Source organism: Pseudomonadota bacterium (assembly GCA_013285465.1).
In the GTDB taxonomy this organism is placed as follows: Bacteria; Pseudomonadota; Alphaproteobacteria; order Micavibrionales; family CSBR16-224; genus CSBR16-224.
Genome location: CP053449.1, coordinates 1901180 through 1917757, shown reverse-complemented (window position 1 = coordinate 1917757; position 16578 = coordinate 1901180). Strand labels below are relative to the sequence as shown.

The window sequence follows — 16578 nt, the reverse complement described above, 5'->3', positions numbered from 1 at the left end:
TGGTTTTGAGGGAAAGAGGGGCGGCAGGGCTATTTTGCCATGGTCAGCTTTTTGCTTTTCCGGTCATAGGCTACGCCTTTGAAACCCTGATTCAGAAGTTCTTTCTGCGTGTCGAGATCATGCGCATCACAATGTTTCTTTTCCGCATAATGGTTAAACACGCCCGAAAGCTGTTTTGACCGGATATTGGCGATGCTTTCATGGGCGTTGTAAAGCTCTGTGCCGTCATCGGGGTCGGTGCCGGTGGAATGCAGCGTTAAGCCTTTATCCAGAAACACGCCCCAGCTATAGGGATTATCAATGGCGATCTCGGCAATCACATGTTTCCGGCCGATCTGTTCGGCATAGTCAATCCAATGCCCGACCATTTCCTCCATCAGCCTGTTGCCCCGATAGGCGGGGTCAACCAGCACGCCCTCGATAATAGACAGCGTTTCGGGCGTATCCACAAGCTCCATATCGACCATACCTGTTTCGGGATGCGCGGCATTCGGGTTCAGCACGATGGATTGCGCAATCAGCTCGCCCTCGCAATAAATGCCGATCATGGTATTGGCGCCGCGTTTAAAATGGTTTTCGAAAAAGGTTTTGGATTTGGGAAGGATGAAGGATTTCTGGTCGTCAGGGAGGGAGTCGATGATTTTCTGCTGCAAGCCCAGAATTTCATCAAGGCAATCCGCGTCCAGCAGCTTGACGGTATAGCTCTGCCCGCTTTTGCAAAGCGTGCCCATATTTAAAATGTCATTCTTGTTGTTACTCTTTGTCATTGTCTTAATATCCGATACAAAAAAATTGGGAAAACTGTTCTTGTTAGAACCGCCTAGTATCAGGATTTAAGACTTTGAAGATTTAGTTGTGTGATGTGCAACGTGTCTCTTGCAAGACCTGTGCCCTGATGGGGCGGTCAGCGAGTACGTCGTCGCGGCGGGCAAAAGAAAACAGAACCGGAAAGCAGGGCGCTTTCGGTGATATCAAGACAGGATTCTGCGTTCATTTCTTTACACATAATATATTTATATGTGATTCTGTGCCGTTTTGTCAAATATTGTTTTCCAGTTGCGCAACAGCGGCCTGCAAAGCCTCGAGCCGCGTCGTGAAAATCTGGTTTTCCGGCACGGGTGACAAAATGCCGTATTTCTGCAAACGGGCGTAAATTTCATTCTCCGTGCCGCATAAAAACAGGGTTTTGCAATCCTGCGTCAGCTCCGTAATCATGTCGGAAATCGTCATCATGATGGAGACATCCATCATTTTGCAGTCGCTGAAGTCAATGACGATACTGTCAAAACGGCTGACCAGATGCAGCCGCGCGGCAAGGTCGCGTGCCGTGCCGAAGCTAAGCGGTCCCGCAAAGCGCAGCAGCAGCAGGCGTTCACCGGCCTGTTGCAGCAGTTTCTTTTCTTTCGTGCGCAGTTTTTTCTTTTTGCCCTTCAGCGTTCCCTTCGAGGCAAACTCGACCTCCTCGATCTGGTGTTTGGCAAGGCTGTCGGCGGTAATCAGGCTTTGCATGAGAATACCGAGAAAAACCGCCATAATCAGATCGACAAAAACGGTCAGTCCGGCAACGACCAGCATGATGACAACAGGGTGATATTCCACGCCGCGCATACCCGCCATTTTCAATTGCCGCAGGAAACGCCAGTCAATAATGTCCCAGCCGATTTTAATCAGCACACCGGCCAGCGCGGCGCGCGGAATATCGGCAATAACAAAACCCAGCCCGACCAGAAACGCCAGCAGCAGCAGCGCATGGAACATGCCTGATAAGGGGGTGCGTCCGCCCGCACGGATATTGGTGACGGTCCGCATGGTCGCACCCGAACCGGCAATGCCGCCGAGCAGTCCTGCGGCCATATTGCCGATTCCCTGTCCGATCAGTTCGCGGTCGGAATTATGCTGGGTATGGGTAAAAGTATCGGCAACCAATGAGGTCAGAATACTGTCGATGGTTCCCAGCAAAGCGATAATCAGGGCGGAACCCAGCATGTTCGGCAGGGCATCCAGCGTAAATTTCGGCAGATGGATATCGGGCAGGCCTTTCGGGACTTCGCCAAGTACAGGCGCTCCCTGTATCACAAAAAGCGATAACAATGTGGCGGCTGCCAGTGCGGCCAGCGGCGGCGGCAGAATGTTGCGCCATGATTTCGGCATAAAAATCATGATGCCAAGCGCCGTGAGGCCGACGCTGACGGCAGGCCAATATGGATGCGCCCAGAATTCCGGCAGTTTCGGCAAGACGGCCATCACCTGATCGGGGGCTTTATATCCGGCAAGGACGCCGAGCTGCAGGATAATGATAATCAATCCGATACCGCTCATAAATCCGCTGATAACGGGGTAGGGGATATAGGTGATATAACGCCCGATCTTGATGGCACCGAACAGAATTTGAAACAGCCCCGCCAGCATGACGATGGTGAAAACCATGGCCGGATCATGCTGATATTGTACAACAATAGCGGCCATAATGACGGTAATCGGGCCTGTGGGGCCGGATATCTGGCATTTCGTGCCGCCGAACAGCGCGGCAAAAAAGCCGAGCGCAATGGCGCTGTAAAGTCCGGAGACAGGCCCCAGCCCCGAAGCCGTTCCAAAAGCGAGCGCCAATGGTAAAGCAACAACGGCGACCGTAATGCCGCCATAAATATCTCCGCGGATATTGGAAAAAATTCCCGCGGAGAAAAGAGTCGATTTTTTTGATGTCATAAAAAGCCGCCGATAGTTTCTTGGGATGTTTCTTTAAGAAAAATCATCCTCCTGCCGGCGGTAAAAGTCAATTACCTGCCCGTAAGTATTTCTTTAAGCCGGAACGGTGGCCATTGCGGGGCGCAGCGGCATGTTGCGTTCGCTTTTGCAGTCTTTTTCGGCATCATTGCCGCCGAAAATACCGGAATATTTCGCGAATAGGCCGATGGCGCCGAAAATAAAGGCAATCGCAGCCCCCGGTGCGTTGGCTTCCAGAAAGCCCAGCCCCGTTGCCGCCAGGACAGCGGTGAAGTCTTTGAGAAATTCACCGCGTTTCATGGCGCGTTCTTCTTTTTTGTCCATGGCATCAAGCGTCACATGCACATCAATATCGAATACGCCTTCCGAAAGATTGGGTTTATCCACGGTTGTCATTGTCGTCTCCTTCAGATTTTCTTGTTATTATCCCGTTTGTGTTTTTTCCAGTTGTTTTCTGACGTCATCCTCCAGGCTGGTCTTGTGGTTCAGCCCGTATTTTTCTTCCAGCTCTTTTTTCACATGTTCCGGCGGATGTTTGCCCCAGCCCGATGCCAGCTCTTCGCCGTAATCCAGCAGGTGAAAGCTCTCGCCTGCTGCGGCGCGTGCTTTGAATTCACGGTATTTGCTGGGGAACAGGGTCAGATACGCCCAGTAAAGGCGCCCGTTCTGATCTCTGCCGTTACAAAATTCGATCAGGCCGTATTTTTCATCAGCCTGTTTCCAGTCGACGCCTTCAAGGGTCATTTTCGGCTTGGCGCTGGCTGCCTTGTATTCGCCGGAATATTTGGAGGTATTATTTGTCATTTTTTTGCTTGCTCCAATTATTGACATATTCAAGATACATATAGAATAAAGTTAAATTATGAAAAAAGTATTAATTTATGGAAAAGGATATTTTGAATTGGCGATTTTTTTGCCCCCGTGTAGAATGACCAAGGTTTATCTGTAAGACAGGAAAGGGTGGAATGATGCGGTTTTTAAAGATTTTGACAGTCGCGGCGGCTTTGATGATGATGGTATCGCCGGCACAGGCACAGCTGGTTTCGGTGACGAAAGAAGGGCAGATGCCGCGGACAATTTCCGTTGCGGGTGATGCGATGATTCGCGTTGCCCCGGATGAAGTACGCATTGTTCTGGATATCATCGGGCGCGACCGTGATCTGGTCAAAGCACAGCAAAGCGTTGATGAAACCGTTCTGTCCATGGTGCAGGCGGTGCAGCAGGAATTTGCCGTCAAGCGTGATTACATCCATACCGATCATATGGCGCTGGCACCGACCTATGTCGATTGCGACTACAGGCGACATCCCGATTGCGACAATACCCGCGTTGATTTCATCACGGCGACCAAGGGGCTGGTGATCCGTTTGCAGGACCTGTCCCTGTTCGAAGCTTTGATGACGGCTCTGGTGGCGCGCGGCAATCGTGAAGGCGTCACGGTGCAGATTGTCGATGTTACTTTCCTGACCAATCAGCTGCGCGAACACCGCGACCATGCGCGTGAACTGGCGGCAAAAGCGGCGCGTGAAAAGGCGGATGCCGTTGCAGCGGCGATGGGGGCAAAAGTTCTGCGTCCGCTGACGATCAATGTCGAACAGGCAAACTGGTATTATTACGGCTCTTACGGCAACGGCTCTTATAACCGCCATCGCGGCGGTCATGCGCAGATGTCGCAGAATGTGATCCAGAATTTCAGCGCAGGCGGTGCCGATCCGCTGCAATCGGCGGGTTTTGCGCCGGGGCAGATCAATGTGACGGCGAATATCCGTGCGGTCTTTGAAATAGAATAACGGGAATTAGCGGCGGCGGCGCAGGTGATTGCGCAGCGCCTGCTGTTTGCTGATGCGCGCGGCATCGCGCGCGGGGCGGCTTTTCTGATCCTCTACCTGTTTCAGTAGGGCGGCTGTTTCGGGGATGGCTTGCGCGGCGGTGACAAAATCCTTGTAATAGCTGGCATAGGGCAGGGCATTGTCCTGACAAAGGCGGAGAAATTCCTGCGGTTCCAGCTCCGTATCCACCACATGGCTTTCATAGGAATTGCTGACGCGGATACGGTTTCCTGAAATGATCTCGACGCTGATCTCGCGGAAATGTGTGCCGTCCCAACTGGTGCCCGAGCTGTAATCCACGACATTGAGCAGCTGGTTGTTGTCTTTGCGCAGATGTTTTTCGTCATTGATCAAGCGGTTGAAGTAAATTGACAGCACATCGCGTATTTCATCAACCTTGTCCGCGTCTTTGATGCGGGCATGAAAAAAGCCGATATCGCCGGAATCAAGATGTGTGCGTGACGGCGTGGCGATGCGCAGAAATGTTTTGCGGTGGCTTTCCACCTCGTCGTCATCACGCAGGCGGTCCAGCCCCGTCATAACGCGGCGCTGCTGCTGCTCGATCTCCGTAATGTCCAATGCGGTTATATTGCTCATAATATACATAATATATATGTATTGTGATATGTCAATATATCAAGTGCAAAAAAAAACGCCGCAACCGTTAAGGCTGCGACGCTTTTAAAAGTTCTTTTCAGCCGCGTTAAAGATTGCTTGCGACGAAATCCCAGTTGACCAGATTTTCCAGGAATGACTTCAGGAAATCCGGGCGGCGGTTCTGGAAGTCGATGTAATAGGCGTGTTCCCAGACATCACAAACCAGCAGCGGTTTTTTACCTTCGGTCAGCGGTGTTTCGGCATTGGCCGTTTTGACGATTTCCAGTTTACCGCCGTTTTCCACCAGCCAGACCCAGCCGCTGCCGAACTGGCCGATGCCGCCATTGACGAAGTCTTCCTTGAATTTGTCAAAGCTGCCGAATGAGGCATTGATTTTTTCCAGCAGCGCGCCTGTCGGCTCTCCGCCGCCTTGCGGCTTCATGCATTGCCAGAAGAAGCTGTGGTTGAAATGCTGTCCGACATTGTTGAACAGCGGGCCCAGACCTTTGGCTTTTGCCTGACGGACAATCTCTTCCAGCGGCAGGTCTTCAAGACCGGTGCCTTGAATCAACTCATTGGCTTTAACGACATAGGCATTGTGGTGCTTGCCGTGATGGTAATCGAATGTCTCTGCGGACATATGCGGCTCCAGCGCATTTTTGGCGAAGGGCAGTTCCGGCAGTGTGAAAACATCTCCGGCTTTATCTTGGGCGGTTGCAAGTGTCATGATCATTCTCCTCTATAATATATCGTGATGAACCGCCCTCAAGCATAGAGAAGATGCGGGATTTTGCAAGACTGCGGGAAAGAAAGATTTGTCTTGCGTTAACGATATGCTAAGTATGACAATATAGAATGGACTGACGAAAAAGACGGGTCCGGAAAATGTATAATTTTACGGTTTTGACAGAGATTGCGGCTCCGCCCGTGGAGTCCTGTTAAAAGGAAAATGTTGAAATTGCGAGGTATATCAGATGAGTAGCAGCCGCTTTACCCCTCCCGAAGATGGCGAGAAAAAAATCATCGAAATCCCCTTTGTCGAATGTCAGGTAAAGGCCGAAGATCTGAATATCGCGATTGCCGAAACGGAAGACGGCCGCACATGTATTTATTGCGACTATCCTTTGGAACATCTGCCGAGCGTGGTCGTACTGGACAATAATACGGCCGCCATTCATCTGATCGGCGGTGACTTTGGAACGGAGGGCTTCCGCTTGCAATATCCGTTGGATTATGATAAAATCAATATATGGAAACGTGAGGGTATGACCTATTTTGCTGTGGTCAGCAAGGACGGTATTTCCGATATTTACGAGATCGATGTGATATTTGTCGATATGTAATGCGGACACAGGTCAAATAAAGGGTTTTTTTTAAGGAGTAACGGCAATGGCGTTGGACGAACAGGCTTCTAAAGGCACAAAATTTGGTGCGACACCCGATGTGGAAACGCATGATGCGGGTAGCAAAAAGGATCAGGACGTCACTGTGACGGAGGCGCCCGCGACTCCGAAAATGGCGGATGATGAGCCGACAAAGCCGGAATCTGAAGATAAAAAGCCGGAGGCAGACGCTAAAAAACCGGATGAACCCAAAAAGGACGAGCCGAAAAACGAAGGCCCGAAACCGCCGAAAAAAGATGATAATGATGATGGCGATAAGAGCGGGGAAAAGTCTCAGAAAAACGATAATGATGATGAGACCAAAAATTTGCTCAAACAGATCCGTGACGGGGTGAATCCGGAAGATAACCGTCATCCGCTGATGAAACAGTTGGATCAGGATATGAAAGCTTACTCAAACCGTACGGCAGAGTTCCGTGCCGGTTATGAATTTGGCTATAAAGTTTCCTACGGTCTCGTACGTGCGGTTGAAATGGCTTTCAAAGGTATGAAATGGGCGGCAACGCTCAAAAAAGCCGAAGCCGGTGTAACACCTGTACAAGGCTCTGCTGCCGGTCTAAGTGGAGATTCGAAAACAGTCATGGAACAGGCCGGCGTTAGCCAGTCTCAAGACGGCGCCGCGAAAAAAGATCCGGAGCAGAAAAAAGATCAGGACAAAAAGCCGGATAGCCCGAAAAAAGATGAAAGCCCTGTTGCAAAAAGTAAATTCGGCAACGGTGTCGTCGATGGGGTAAAAACCCTTGTGGATCGGGCTCAGAAAAAAGATTCGGAAGCGCCGAAACAAAAACAGCCGCGTAAGCCGAAAGGCAAATCCTTCGGCTGATTAAACCGACGATAACAGTTTTGCGGAATCTGTGCGGAATGCACAGATTCCGTTTATTTTTCAGTCTGTTTTCTTGAGTTCTTGCCTTGGGCATGGCATCATGCCCCGGAAACAGAAGGCCGCAAAGCAATGATGAAAGACATTAATTTCAAAAAATTGACCATCGAACAGCAGATGGAGATACACCATGAGGGTATCAATATTGCCGTGGCCAGAACCGATGACGGCAAAACCTGTCTTTTATGTGACCGCGAGCTTCCCGTGCAGCCGATTATGATCGGCTTTTATACCGAAGATGCGACGGTACGCCTCATATATGACGAGGAAAATGTTTATGGAAAAGACTTGTCATATCCACTGCAATATGATATAGTCGAACTATGGAAACGGCAGGGGCAGACCTATTTCGCTTATATTCTTGACGGCGAGGTATCAAATATTCTAGAACTTCCTGTCGTGTTTATTGACGAAAGACGCTGATTGCGACAGCGACTTTAAAATAAAAGGATTATTCCGGTGCAAAATTTTGCAGAAGATCTAAATAAATCCGAAGAGGAAAGCGGCGGCGCTGGTAAGAACGCGCATCCGGGCGGTTTCCGTGTAACGGATGTGGCGCTTGTGGAAGGAAGCGATATCAGCTTTGTCGGTCCGGTCGCCAAGCAGATTCTGCATAATTGGAGCATTGCCCCGAAACAACCGCAGCCCAGTCTTCAGCAAAATCTGATGATGGCACCGCGTATGCAAGGCCCCGGCGGTATGGGTGGCGGCGGAATGATGGGGAACGGCGGAAATGCCGCACCCTATAATAGCGGCGGCGGATACCGCCAGACAGCGCCGCAAGTCGGACAAATGAGCGTTGTAAAAAACGGAAAACCTTCCGAAGAATAAATCTTTCTTTTATATGATTTTCAGACAAGCCGCCGCTTTAGATCGTGCGGCTTTTGAGTGCTTTGGACGATGTTTTCAGAATGGATTGTGCGCGTTTCTCAATGATTTTGTGATGAGTGGCTCCCGAAGCGATGGCCGCCTGCTTTTTCTTTTCGCGCTTATCTTTGCCGATGGCGACGATCATATCGCCCCAGACATTCAGCGAGGTCTGGCACATGTCAAAAATACGGTCGACCGGCAGAACAATGGAATACATTTTCTGTATTTGTGCAGGCATCATGCCGAGTTTGTTCAGCACCGGATCCAGCAGGATCAGATTTGAAGACGGTGCGCCCGGTGCACCGAAAGCCGTCGCCAGAACCGTTCCCAATACGGCGACTGTTCCCATCACGCCCAGCGGAATACCGAACATAACGGATGCACAGGCCGCCGTTGTGCCCAGATACAGCGCCGTTCCCATCATGTTGAAATTTGCTCCCAGCGGCACGACGGAGTTGCGGGTCTTTTCGGAAACGCCGATTTCCTTTAGGCTTTCCTTGGTTACCGGCATGGTCGCTGCGCTGGAGGAAATACTGAAAGCCGTGGCAACGGTTTTAAACATGGATTTCAGCTGCTGTTTGCGGCAGCCGTAAAGATAGGAGGCCGCGCCCAGCGCAACCGCCGCCGCGCCGAAACCCGTAAAGACGGTCAGGTAATATCCCGCATAGCCGGCCAGCTGTCCGATGCCGCCTGCGGCAAAGGTGGAGGACATCATTGTAAAAATCGCGGGAATACCGAGATAATTCATATAATGGCCAAAAAACTTGTCCATACCGTTTGCGGCCTTGTTGGCGACATTACCGGTCGCATTGATGGCGGGGCGGGTGTAACGGTTGATGACCAGATCATGCGCGCCGTTAAACAGTTTCGACAATTTGCCGTCGCCATTCATCAGTTTGTCCTTGCCGCTTTTGGCGGAACGGTAGATTGAGGCAAAAGCGGCAGAGCCGACAATGCCGTGCAGAATATATTGTGCGGGGCTGAATGATTTCTCGCCTGCGGCAGCGGCTTCACTGGCGCTGGGGGCAAGTGCGTCAACACCTGCAATATCGACAGGATTCAGCATGCCTGACATCATGGTCGTGACGCCCAGACTGATCAGAAATCCCGCTGTCATGGTTCCGGCAAAACGCCCGAAAGTTCCGGCTTCTTCGATGATGCTTTTCTGCGAAAAGGCTTTATAGATATTCAGGCAGATGAACGGGACGGCGACATAGGGCAGGGCACCGAAGAACAATCCGGGAACGGCTGCCAGAAACGGCAAAGCAGTTGCGGCATTTACGCCGGCAGCGCCAAGCGCCAGACCGCCTGTCGCGGCGGCCAAAAAGCGGAATTCCTTGATTTTTTCGCAAGCCGTATTATGGCGCGCACCTTTTTTCAGCTGTTTATCGACGGTGTCGAATTTAATATGGTTGCGGCGGCAATACATCTCGAAATCGGCAACATCGCCCAGAACCTCGTCCAGCGGCTTTTCTTTCGAGAAAATGCTGAAAGCTTTTTGCAGATAGCCGCGCTCCTGCTTTGCTTCGTCACGCAGTTTCTGCAATTGCTGTTTCAGTTTCTCGGCATCGGTGACGCCTTTTTGCACGGCTTCGTAAAATTCCAGCTGTGACAGCGGGCTTTCGTATTTCTTGCTGCTGATCGTCTGTAAATGCGGTGTTTGTCCCGCCTTATCCAGTGCCCACATGGTTGTTTGCACATCATCCAAAGATAATGCGGTTTTTTGACGTTCACGAAAATCCGCCCAGCGGTTTTTCATTTCGGTGTAATTAAGGGGAACGGGGCCTTCTGCGGCATCCAGCGCTTCCAGAACCGTGGCGCGCTGGGCACGTTTTTGCCCGGACAGCGCATCAAGAACCTCGCCGTTAAAAGCGGCGGGTTTGAAGACGGTACTGGATAATAGTGAACACACGCTCATTCGTAACTCTTTGGTATCTTATCTTACGCGTTGCCGCACCCGGAAAAAATACTTTCCGTATAATCACCAGTTTTGCGGCACTTGTCAATTTTATTTTTATATATTATTGGAAATGTAGCGATTTTTCTTACCAGAATTTCGGCGCGATGCGGACGCGCAACCTTACGGACGCGCCGTTTTCATTATCATAACGAACCTCCGGCCCGAAACTGTAATTGATGCCTTTACCTTCAGCTTTCAGGTCATTGAAATAGATGCCCAGACGAGCACCGTAACTTTCCGTTCCGCCATAAGCCGAAACCATGCCGGAGAACTTGCCGGGCAGACCGCTATGGCCTTGGTTTTCACCGCCGAACAATGACGGAAATTCAATCCGCGTATAAAGACGCGCATCATTGGCATGCCCGATATCGGGGCCGGAAACACGGTTAAAACTGGTTCCGACGATCACATTTGCGGCAAGGTTACCGATATATAAATCGCTTTGCCCTTCAATAAAGGCAAAGGCGCGGTTATTGCCCTGGTTATTGTCGCGGGTATAGCTGCCGGGGGCATCCTCTTCTTCGCCCTGATAATCATGGCGGATGCTGTCGTAATAACCGATTGTTGCGCCGGTGCTGAAATTCCAATCCGCGCCGCCAAGGCTGTAACTGCTTTTGCCAAGATCTGCGCGGAAACCGTATTCAATGCCGCTGACATGTCCGTACCATTCTTTGCGCAGCGGTTTCAGCTCGATATATTGGCGGGTGACGGTCATAAAGCCGGAATCAACCGGCAGAAGCGGGATATCGTAACGTGTCGCGGGGCCGATAAACAGGCTTTCGCGGGTGACGCGCACTTTCGGCTTGCGCTGGAAAAAGTCATTGACGTTATCTTCCATATTATGCGTACGGCTACGATGGTCGCGCAGAATATTGTTATAAGGGGATGTCTCATCCTCATACCCGCCTTGTAGCGACGGAACCGTATCGGGCAATGTGCCGCTTTCTTGCGGATTATCCTCCGCAAAAGCCGTATTGGAAACAAGGGCGCAGCCGCCAAGCAGGAGAGAGGTAAAACTGGCTTTTAACGGGTTTACAGCATGTGATGCCGTCATATGCGCCTCATAAATCTGTCTATTTAGAAAATAAAGTATCAGACACTATAAGGGTAAAGTAGTATTATGTCAATATATGGCGTGTAAATTGCTATTATTTCAATGATTTAGTATATTTCATTTTTACCCTTTCAGATTATTTTTATCGCCGTTTCTTGGCAAAAGACGGCCTGATATCTTGCCAGTACAGGGAAAAGAGTTTATGGTTTCCTCTATCATGACAGCGAGAACTTTTGCCATCGGCGATATTCACGGGCATCTTGACGCCCTGACCGCATTAATCGACTCCCTTGATTTGCAAGAGGATGACCGTCTGGTATTTCTGGGCGATTTTGTTGATAAAGGCCCGGATTCAAAAGGCGTACTGGATTATCTGATCGATCTTGAAAAGAAACATGACTGCGTTTTTATCCGCGGCAATCATGAAGAATGGATGCTTTACGGGCTGGATACGCCGAAAGACCAGGCCGAAAGTGAAAAGCTGGAATATTTCTGGGTGAAACATGGCGGCGGAAAAACGCTGTCATCCTATGGCGCCGAGGATTGCGCGACATTCCGCGAAAACATTCCCGACAGCCATCGCCAATTTTTGGAGAACACGGTCACGGCCTATGAAACCGAGAGCCATGTTTTCGTACATGCCGGCTGGGACAGCGATAAGACCATGGACGAACAAGAGCGGCGTACCCTGCGTTACCGCTTCCTGTCCGAGGCTACCCCCGATCCGGCATTCGGCAAAGAGATTATCTGCGGCCATTCCGCCATGCAAAACGGCCATCCTGCCGCGAAAGGCAATATTACCTGTGTCGATACGATCGAAGGCGGCTGGCTGACGGCTTATGATATTACAAACAGCGTTTATTATCAGGCGGATAAGCAGGGGCAAACGCGCAAGATCGCGCAGGCAGAGGAATTCTGCAATGAAAAACATGTGCCGGAATTTGTCTGGAAAATAACGCCTGAACAGGATAACAAGGACAAAGCGCGCAAGCCGCAAAACCGGAATAAGCGCTTCCGGTCCTGACCGCTCCATCTTTAATCTTTTCGTGGTAACTTTTTGTTAACCTTTATAAGGCTAATCTTATAAACGTGTGTCACACTTATATTGTGGGACGCCTTTTTTATAATTTTGATCAGGAGTGTAGACGAATGGCTTTTAATGTAGGAGATGTTGTGCAATTGAAAAGCGGTGGCCCGAAAATGACGGTCAGCCGTCCGGATGAGAACAACCCACGCAGCTTTTGGTGCGTCTGGTTTGATGATGAGCAAAGCACGCAAGCGGCTTGCTTTAACGATGTCGTTTTGAAAAAAGGCACCGGTAAATAAGTTTCCGGTTTCCGTTATGAAGAAACCACATAAACCCTGCAGATTTTTCTGCAGGGTTTTGTTTTATGGCGGGTTGTTACATCCCGAATCCGCCGCCGCCGCGCGAAGGACGGCGCGTCCAGTTATATTTCTCGCTGCCTCCTGTGGCCGCAATCAGCCCCAGCGTGTGTTTGCCATCCGCTGTCGGCATAATGCAGCGTCCGAAATCATGGCTTTGCGCCACGGCATTGAAGGCGCGGGCAAAACTGCTATTCATTTCCGCAGGCAGCGGCTGTGCGGCTTCAAACTCCTCGAAATAAAGCTCAAGGCTCATATCATCCATCGGGATATTGCTGTATTCGTTGATGTCAATACCGGTCGCGGCATTCTGCGCCTTGGTCAGATCATCAATATAGCCGAGGATATGCATCTGCCGGTAGGTTTCCGAGCATTTGGAAAGAGCATCCTCAAAATCGAAATCATCATAGGCGGGATCGCTGTAATTCTCATCGCGGCGGTGGGTTTCTTCAATTTCCTCAAACAGGTCAGCCACATCGGAAGACAGGGATTTCACACCTTCAATCATTTGTTTTAAACCATCCAGCATTTCTTCCATATGGTCGGGTAGCGGTTCGGCCTCGTCATCATCACTTTCGGCGGCAATCTCTTCCTCGACAATGGCGTGCAGGGCATCCTGCAGCAGCAACCCCGTCATCAGCGTGTCCGTCAGCCGGTTACCGAGAAGATTATGCGCTGTTTCAACTTTGGCCAGCGGCCCGGTCTCCATAATATGCAGGCATTCCTCCGCCGCATATTCCGGCGGAACGAATCCTTCCTCGACAAGCCCTGCGACCTGAATTTGCGTGGATAACAGCGCGGCTTTATGCGCCAGTTGTATCAGTTTTTCATTCATTGACGTTTCCCTGCATTTGTCCGGTTGTTAGGGGGTGTTTTTTTGTCATGCGCCGTATAGCGGCGCGGTTCTTTCAGCTTTTCGGCCAGTGCCTCGGCAAAAGCCGTGACCAGCACTTGTTGTTCGGCGAGTTTTTCAAGCCGTTCCTCTTTTTCCGCAGCCTTGATCTGCACCAGAAGATCTTCCCGTTTTGTATAAGTCGTTAGCGAGCGCTCGGTTCCGAAATAAATCGTGACACCCGGCGTGCTGCCGCTTTTCCCGCCGCCAAAGGGGACGATTTTGGTAATATTGTCTGTTTGTATCAGACAATCTTTTTTCTCTGAATTTCTGAGTGTTAGCCAAACCATGACAATTTTATGCCTGTTTCAAAATCTTGTGTGCGATTCATTCTTATAGCAAATTTTTATGTATAATACAAGAAAAAAGCAAAAAAAAGCCCGCAACGCAAGCGGTTACGGGTTAAGAATTTCAGAAGAGGGAGGCACGTTTAATGCGTACGGCAAGCCGTATGCTGGACAGCTGTCAGCTTGCTGACATAGCCCGGAATTTTGTGGTAATGCGCCCAATCCAATGCGCTGTATCCGCTTTCGGGATCAACCATATCGGGATCAAATCCGCAGGATACCAGAAAATCAACCATATCTTCATTGGGCGATTGCAGGGCATACCAGATGATATTCTTGCCTTGCAGTGTCATATAAGGGTCTGCGCCGGCTTTCAGCAGCATGCCGACGACCTCCGTCGAACGGCGTGTGACGGCCAGCATCAGTGCTGTAAAGCCGCAATATTCGCGATGGTTCGGGAAAGCGCCGCAATCAAGCAGCAGCGAAATAATTTCAGGGTCAATAATGTGACAACGGGCGGCGTAAATCAGCGGCGTTTCATCAAAATAACCGATCTCATTGACATTGGCACCGGCACCGATCGCGGCTTTGACGCCGTTCAGATCGTTATCAGCAATGGCTTCGAGCAATTTGTCATCTGCCGTTTTCATGATGCGAAATGCCTCCGTTGGTTCTTGTCTCCACATTATTTGTAAAGCAAAAGTGTAAATAAAGCGTAAACGGGGGAATGCCGCGGTGCGGATGGATATTGCCTTGAAAATATGATAGATAAAAAAGTCCTATTCCAACCTTAAAGACATTACGGACCGCCCTTGATGGATAAAATCATAAAAGCCATTGATGCCGTGAACGAGCAGATCGGACGCTGTACGGCCATATTGGTGCTGTTGATGACGCTGACCGCCGTCGGGGTGGTTGTGCTGCGTTACGGCTTTGATACGGGCTTTGTCTGGATGCAGGAGCTTTATGTCTGGATGCACGGGCTGTTATTTACGCTGGGGGCAGGCTATGCGCTGCGGCATGACCGTCATGTCCGCGTCGATATTTTCTATGCGGATATGTCGCCGCGCCGCAAGGCATGGGTTAATCTATGCGGCACGTTATTCCTGCTGTTTCCGATGATTGCGGTGATTATCCGGACAAGTTTTCCCTATGTTCTCGATAGCTGGCAGCGTTTTGAAACCTCCTATCAGGCCGGCGGGATGAAGGGGCTGTTCCTTTTGAAAACGGCGTTACTGCTGTTTTGCCTGTTTCTGGGCCTGCAGGCGCTGGCGCTGCTGTTGCAAAACATCCGGGAGGTCCGGCGTGGAAGCTGAGATTCTCGCGGTGGTCATGTTTGCCGCGACCTGCGGCGTGCTGATGCTGGGCTTTCCCGTGGCCTTCACACTGGGCGGTGTCGCGCTGATTTTCGCGGGAATCGGTATCGTTACGGGTGATTTTCGTCCCGCTTTACTGAATGCGCTACCCTCGCGCTATTTCGGCATCATGACCAACGAGGTTCTGGTGGCTGTGCCGCTGTTTGTTTTCATGGGATTATTGCTGGAAAAGGCAAAAATCGCTGAAAATCTCCTGAATACGATGGCGGCCTGTTTCGGGCGGCTGCGCGGCGGGCTGGGGCTGTCCGTGGTGTTTGTCGGCATGCTGCTGGCGGCATCGACCGGCATTGTCGGTGCCACGGTCGTGACAATGGGGCTTTTAAGCCTGATGCCGATGATCCGCGCAGGATATGATCCGAAACTGGCGACAGGGCTGATTTGCGCCTCAGGGACGCTGGGGCAGATTATTCCGCCCTCTATCGTGCTTGTACTGCTCGGAGACGTTTTACAGGGCGCTCACGCGGCTGCACAGCGCGAATCAGGGATGTGGGATGTGCAGCCCGTTTCCGTCATTGATTTATTTGCCGGAGCCTTTGTGCCGGGCTTAATGCTGGTCGGGTTCTATATGCTCTGGGTGCTGATTTTGTCAGTTTTTCGTCCACAGGCTGTGCCGGTACAAAAAAATGCGGCAACAGGCGGGGATTTGTGGAAAAAAAGCATGAAAACCCTGTTACCGCCGCTTTTGCTGATGACTGCGGTGCTGGGCTCCATTCTGGCGGGTGTTGCAACCCCGACCGAGGCTGCCGCGATCGGTGCGGCAGGCGCCCTGCTACTGGGGCTCTTCTATAAAAGCCTGACGGGAGAGGTTTTGCAGGATGCGATGCGCGAAACCGTGCATATTTCCGCAATGGTTTTTCTGATTTTGATGGGGGCGTCTATTTTCTCGCTGGTCTTCCGTGGATTGGACGGGGACATATTGGTCGAAAACTGGCTATCTGCTGTGCCGGGCGGCGCGATGGGGGCGATGCTGGCGGTGATGCTGCTGATGTTTGTAATGGGGTTCTTTCTTGATTTTATCGAGATTACCTTCGTTGTCGTTCCCGTGGTCGCGCCGGTCTTGCTGGTGATGGGGCTTGATCCGGTCTGGATCGGTGTGATGATCGCCGTCAATCTGCAAACCAGCTTTCTGACGCCGCCTTTCGGCTTTGCACTGTTTTACCTGCGGGGTATTGCACCGCCGGAGATATCGACCAAAACAATCTATATGGGCGTTTTGCCCTTCGTTATCATGCAGATAGCCATGCTGGTATTGCTGGCCGTTTTTCCACAGCTGGTAACATGGCTGCCATCCGTTTTGAATTAATAAAAAAACACACATAAAAG

The 16578-nt window shown here is 50.9% G+C and carries 20 protein-coding genes; 9 read left to right on the top strand and 11 right to left on the bottom strand.

Features of this window, described 5'->3' with window-relative positions; all coding sequences use genetic code 11:
- Positions 1-29 precede the first annotated feature (29 nt).
- The 4 genes from HND56_09315 to HND56_09300 form a co-directional block, all read right to left on the bottom strand.
- A complete protein-coding gene (locus HND56_09315) occupies positions 30-767 on the bottom strand; it encodes a GNAT family N-acetyltransferase (GenBank protein ID QKK05874.1) in 738 nt (245 codons plus the stop codon).
- A 271-nt stretch (positions 768-1038) separates the two neighbouring features.
- On the bottom strand, positions 1039-2706 hold the full coding sequence (locus tag HND56_09310; GenBank protein ID QKK05873.1) for a SulP family inorganic anion transporter: 1668 nt from the start codon (positions 2704-2706) through the stop codon (positions 1039-1041).
- Positions 2707-2799: 93 nt separating this feature from the next.
- Positions 2800-3120: a hypothetical protein gene (locus HND56_09305; protein QKK05872.1), complete on the bottom strand. Its 321-nt coding sequence runs from the start codon at positions 3118-3120 to the stop codon at positions 2800-2802.
- Between the two features lie 27 nt (positions 3121-3147).
- On the bottom strand, positions 3148-3528 hold the full coding sequence (locus HND56_09300; protein ID QKK05871.1) for a hypothetical protein: 381 nt from the start codon (positions 3526-3528) through the stop codon (positions 3148-3150).
- A 161-nt stretch (positions 3529-3689) separates the two neighbouring features.
- On the opposite strand from HND56_09300, the gene HND56_09295 reads away from it, so the two are divergent.
- On the top strand, positions 3690-4514 hold the full coding sequence (locus tag HND56_09295; GenBank protein ID QKK05870.1) for an SIMPL domain-containing protein: 825 nt from the start codon (positions 3690-3692) through the stop codon (positions 4512-4514).
- Between the two features lie 6 nt (positions 4515-4520).
- Here the strand turns inward: HND56_09295 and HND56_09290 are convergent, their stop codons facing one another.
- Both HND56_09290 and HND56_09285 read right to left on the bottom strand, forming a co-directional pair.
- The gene (locus HND56_09290) at positions 4521-5150 is read right to left on the bottom strand and encodes a hypothetical protein (GenBank protein QKK05869.1); all 630 of its coding nucleotides are present in this window, start codon (positions 5148-5150) and stop codon (positions 4521-4523) included.
- Between the two features lie 106 nt (positions 5151-5256).
- Complete coding sequence (locus tag HND56_09285; protein ID QKK05868.1) at positions 5257-5877, bottom strand: superoxide dismutase; 621 nt, start codon at positions 5875-5877, stop codon at positions 5257-5259.
- Positions 5878-6124: 247 nt separating this feature from the next.
- Between HND56_09285 and HND56_09280 the strand changes: the two genes are divergently transcribed.
- From HND56_09280 to HND56_09265, 4 genes are all read left to right on the top strand, one after another.
- The gene (locus tag HND56_09280) at positions 6125-6493 is read left to right on the top strand and encodes a hypothetical protein (GenBank protein ID QKK05867.1); all 369 of its coding nucleotides are present in this window, start codon (positions 6125-6127) and stop codon (positions 6491-6493) included.
- A 46-nt stretch (positions 6494-6539) separates the two neighbouring features.
- Positions 6540-7376, top strand: coding sequence for a hypothetical protein (locus tag HND56_09275; GenBank protein QKK05866.1), 837 nt, complete (start codon positions 6540-6542; stop codon positions 7374-7376).
- A 129-nt stretch (positions 7377-7505) separates the two neighbouring features.
- Positions 7506-7856 (top strand): hypothetical protein, encoded by a 351-nt coding sequence (locus HND56_09270; protein ID QKK05865.1) that lies wholly within the window; start codon positions 7506-7508, stop codon positions 7854-7856.
- Between the two features lie 36 nt (positions 7857-7892).
- Complete coding sequence (locus HND56_09265) at positions 7893-8264, top strand: hypothetical protein (protein ID QKK05864.1); 372 nt, start codon at positions 7893-7895, stop codon at positions 8262-8264.
- Positions 8265-8301: 37 nt separating this feature from the next.
- On the opposite strand, the gene HND56_09260 is transcribed toward HND56_09265, so the two are convergent.
- On the bottom strand, positions 8302-10221 hold the full coding sequence (locus HND56_09260) for a cation:dicarboxylase symporter family transporter (protein ID QKK05863.1): 1920 nt from the start codon (positions 10219-10221) through the stop codon (positions 8302-8304).
- Between the two features lie 127 nt (positions 10222-10348).
- Positions 10349-11317 carry a hypothetical protein gene (locus tag HND56_09255; protein ID QKK05862.1) on the bottom strand — a complete coding sequence of 323 codons (969 nt, stop codon included), beginning with the start codon at positions 11315-11317 and terminating at the stop codon, positions 10349-10351.
- A gap of 202 nt (positions 11318-11519) precedes the next feature.
- Here HND56_09255 and HND56_09250 point away from each other — a divergent pair, with 202 nt between their 5' ends.
- Together HND56_09250 and HND56_09245 are read left to right on the top strand one after the other, a co-directional pair.
- On the top strand, positions 11520-12341 hold the full coding sequence (locus tag HND56_09250) for a serine/threonine protein phosphatase (GenBank protein ID QKK05861.1): 822 nt from the start codon (positions 11520-11522) through the stop codon (positions 12339-12341).
- Positions 12342-12466: 125 nt separating this feature from the next.
- On the top strand, positions 12467-12643 hold the full coding sequence (locus HND56_09245) for a DUF2158 domain-containing protein (GenBank protein ID QKK05860.1): 177 nt from the start codon (positions 12467-12469) through the stop codon (positions 12641-12643).
- Between the two features lie 76 nt (positions 12644-12719).
- Here the strand turns inward: HND56_09245 and HND56_09240 are convergent, their stop codons facing one another.
- The 3 genes from HND56_09240 to HND56_09230 form a co-directional block, all read right to left on the bottom strand.
- Positions 12720-13535, bottom strand: a complete 816-nt coding sequence (locus HND56_09240) for a hypothetical protein (GenBank protein ID QKK05859.1) — start codon at positions 13533-13535, stop codon at positions 12720-12722.
- Positions 13532-13882 (bottom strand): hypothetical protein, encoded by a 351-nt coding sequence (locus tag HND56_09235; GenBank protein ID QKK05858.1) that lies wholly within the window; start codon positions 13880-13882, stop codon positions 13532-13534. Before HND56_09235 ends, HND56_09240 begins: the two co-directional genes overlap by 4 nt.
- A 140-nt stretch (positions 13883-14022) precedes the next feature.
- Positions 14023-14529 carry a hypothetical protein gene (locus HND56_09230; protein ID QKK05857.1) on the bottom strand — a complete coding sequence of 169 codons (507 nt, stop codon included), beginning with the start codon at positions 14527-14529 and terminating at the stop codon, positions 14023-14025.
- A gap of 165 nt (positions 14530-14694) precedes the next feature.
- Here HND56_09230 and HND56_09225 point away from each other — a divergent pair, with 165 nt between their 5' ends.
- Positions 14695-15195, top strand: coding sequence for a TRAP transporter small permease subunit (locus tag HND56_09225; protein ID QKK05856.1), 501 nt, complete (start codon positions 14695-14697; stop codon positions 15193-15195).
- Positions 15185-16558, top strand: a complete 1374-nt coding sequence (locus HND56_09220) for a TRAP transporter large permease subunit (protein ID QKK05855.1) — start codon at positions 15185-15187, stop codon at positions 16556-16558. The genes HND56_09225 and HND56_09220 overlap by 11 nt, the downstream gene beginning before the upstream one ends.
- The last annotated feature ends 20 nt before the right edge of the window (positions 16559-16578 follow it).

Bases quoted from the DNA above. Each gene is read 5' to 3' on its own strand.
- HND56_09315 (QKK05874.1), bottom strand. From the start codon at position 767: ATGACAAAGAGTAACAACAAGAATGACATTTTAAATATGGGCACGCTT.
- HND56_09310 (QKK05873.1), bottom strand. From the start codon at position 2,706: ATGACATCAAAAAAATCGACTCTTTTCTCCGCGGGAATTTTTTCCAAT.
- HND56_09305 (QKK05872.1), bottom strand. From the start codon at position 3,120: ATGACAACCGTGGATAAACCCAATCTTTCGGAAGGCGTATTCGATATT.
- HND56_09300 (QKK05871.1), bottom strand. From the start codon at position 3,528: ATGACAAATAATACCTCCAAATATTCCGGCGAATACAAGGCAGCCAGC.
- HND56_09295 (QKK05870.1), top strand. From the start codon at position 3,690: ATGATGCGGTTTTTAAAGATTTTGACAGTCGCGGCGGCTTTGATGATG.
- HND56_09290 (QKK05869.1), bottom strand. From the start codon at position 5,150: ATGAGCAATATAACCGCATTGGACATTACGGAGATCGAGCAGCAGCAG.
- HND56_09285 (QKK05868.1), bottom strand. From the start codon at position 5,877: ATGACACTTGCAACCGCCCAAGATAAAGCCGGAGATGTTTTCACACTG.
- HND56_09280 (QKK05867.1), top strand. From the start codon at position 6,125: ATGAGTAGCAGCCGCTTTACCCCTCCCGAAGATGGCGAGAAAAAAATC.
- HND56_09275 (QKK05866.1), top strand. From the start codon at position 6,540: ATGGCGTTGGACGAACAGGCTTCTAAAGGCACAAAATTTGGTGCGACA.
- HND56_09270 (QKK05865.1), top strand. From the start codon at position 7,506: ATGATGAAAGACATTAATTTCAAAAAATTGACCATCGAACAGCAGATG.
- HND56_09260 (QKK05863.1), bottom strand. From the start codon at position 10,221: ATGAGCGTGTGTTCACTATTATCCAGTACCGTCTTCAAACCCGCCGCT.
- HND56_09255 (QKK05862.1), bottom strand. From the start codon at position 11,317: ATGACGGCATCACATGCTGTAAACCCGTTAAAAGCCAGTTTTACCTCT.
- HND56_09250 (QKK05861.1), top strand. From the start codon at position 11,520: ATGGTTTCCTCTATCATGACAGCGAGAACTTTTGCCATCGGCGATATT.
- HND56_09245 (QKK05860.1), top strand. From the start codon at position 12,467: ATGGCTTTTAATGTAGGAGATGTTGTGCAATTGAAAAGCGGTGGCCCG.
- HND56_09240 (QKK05859.1), bottom strand. From the start codon at position 13,535: ATGAATGAAAAACTGATACAACTGGCGCATAAAGCCGCGCTGTTATCC.
- HND56_09235 (QKK05858.1), bottom strand. From the start codon at position 13,882: ATGGTTTGGCTAACACTCAGAAATTCAGAGAAAAAAGATTGTCTGATA.
- HND56_09230 (QKK05857.1), bottom strand. From the start codon at position 14,529: ATGAAAACGGCAGATGACAAATTGCTCGAAGCCATTGCTGATAACGAT.
- HND56_09225 (QKK05856.1), top strand. From the start codon at position 14,695: ATGGATAAAATCATAAAAGCCATTGATGCCGTGAACGAGCAGATCGGA.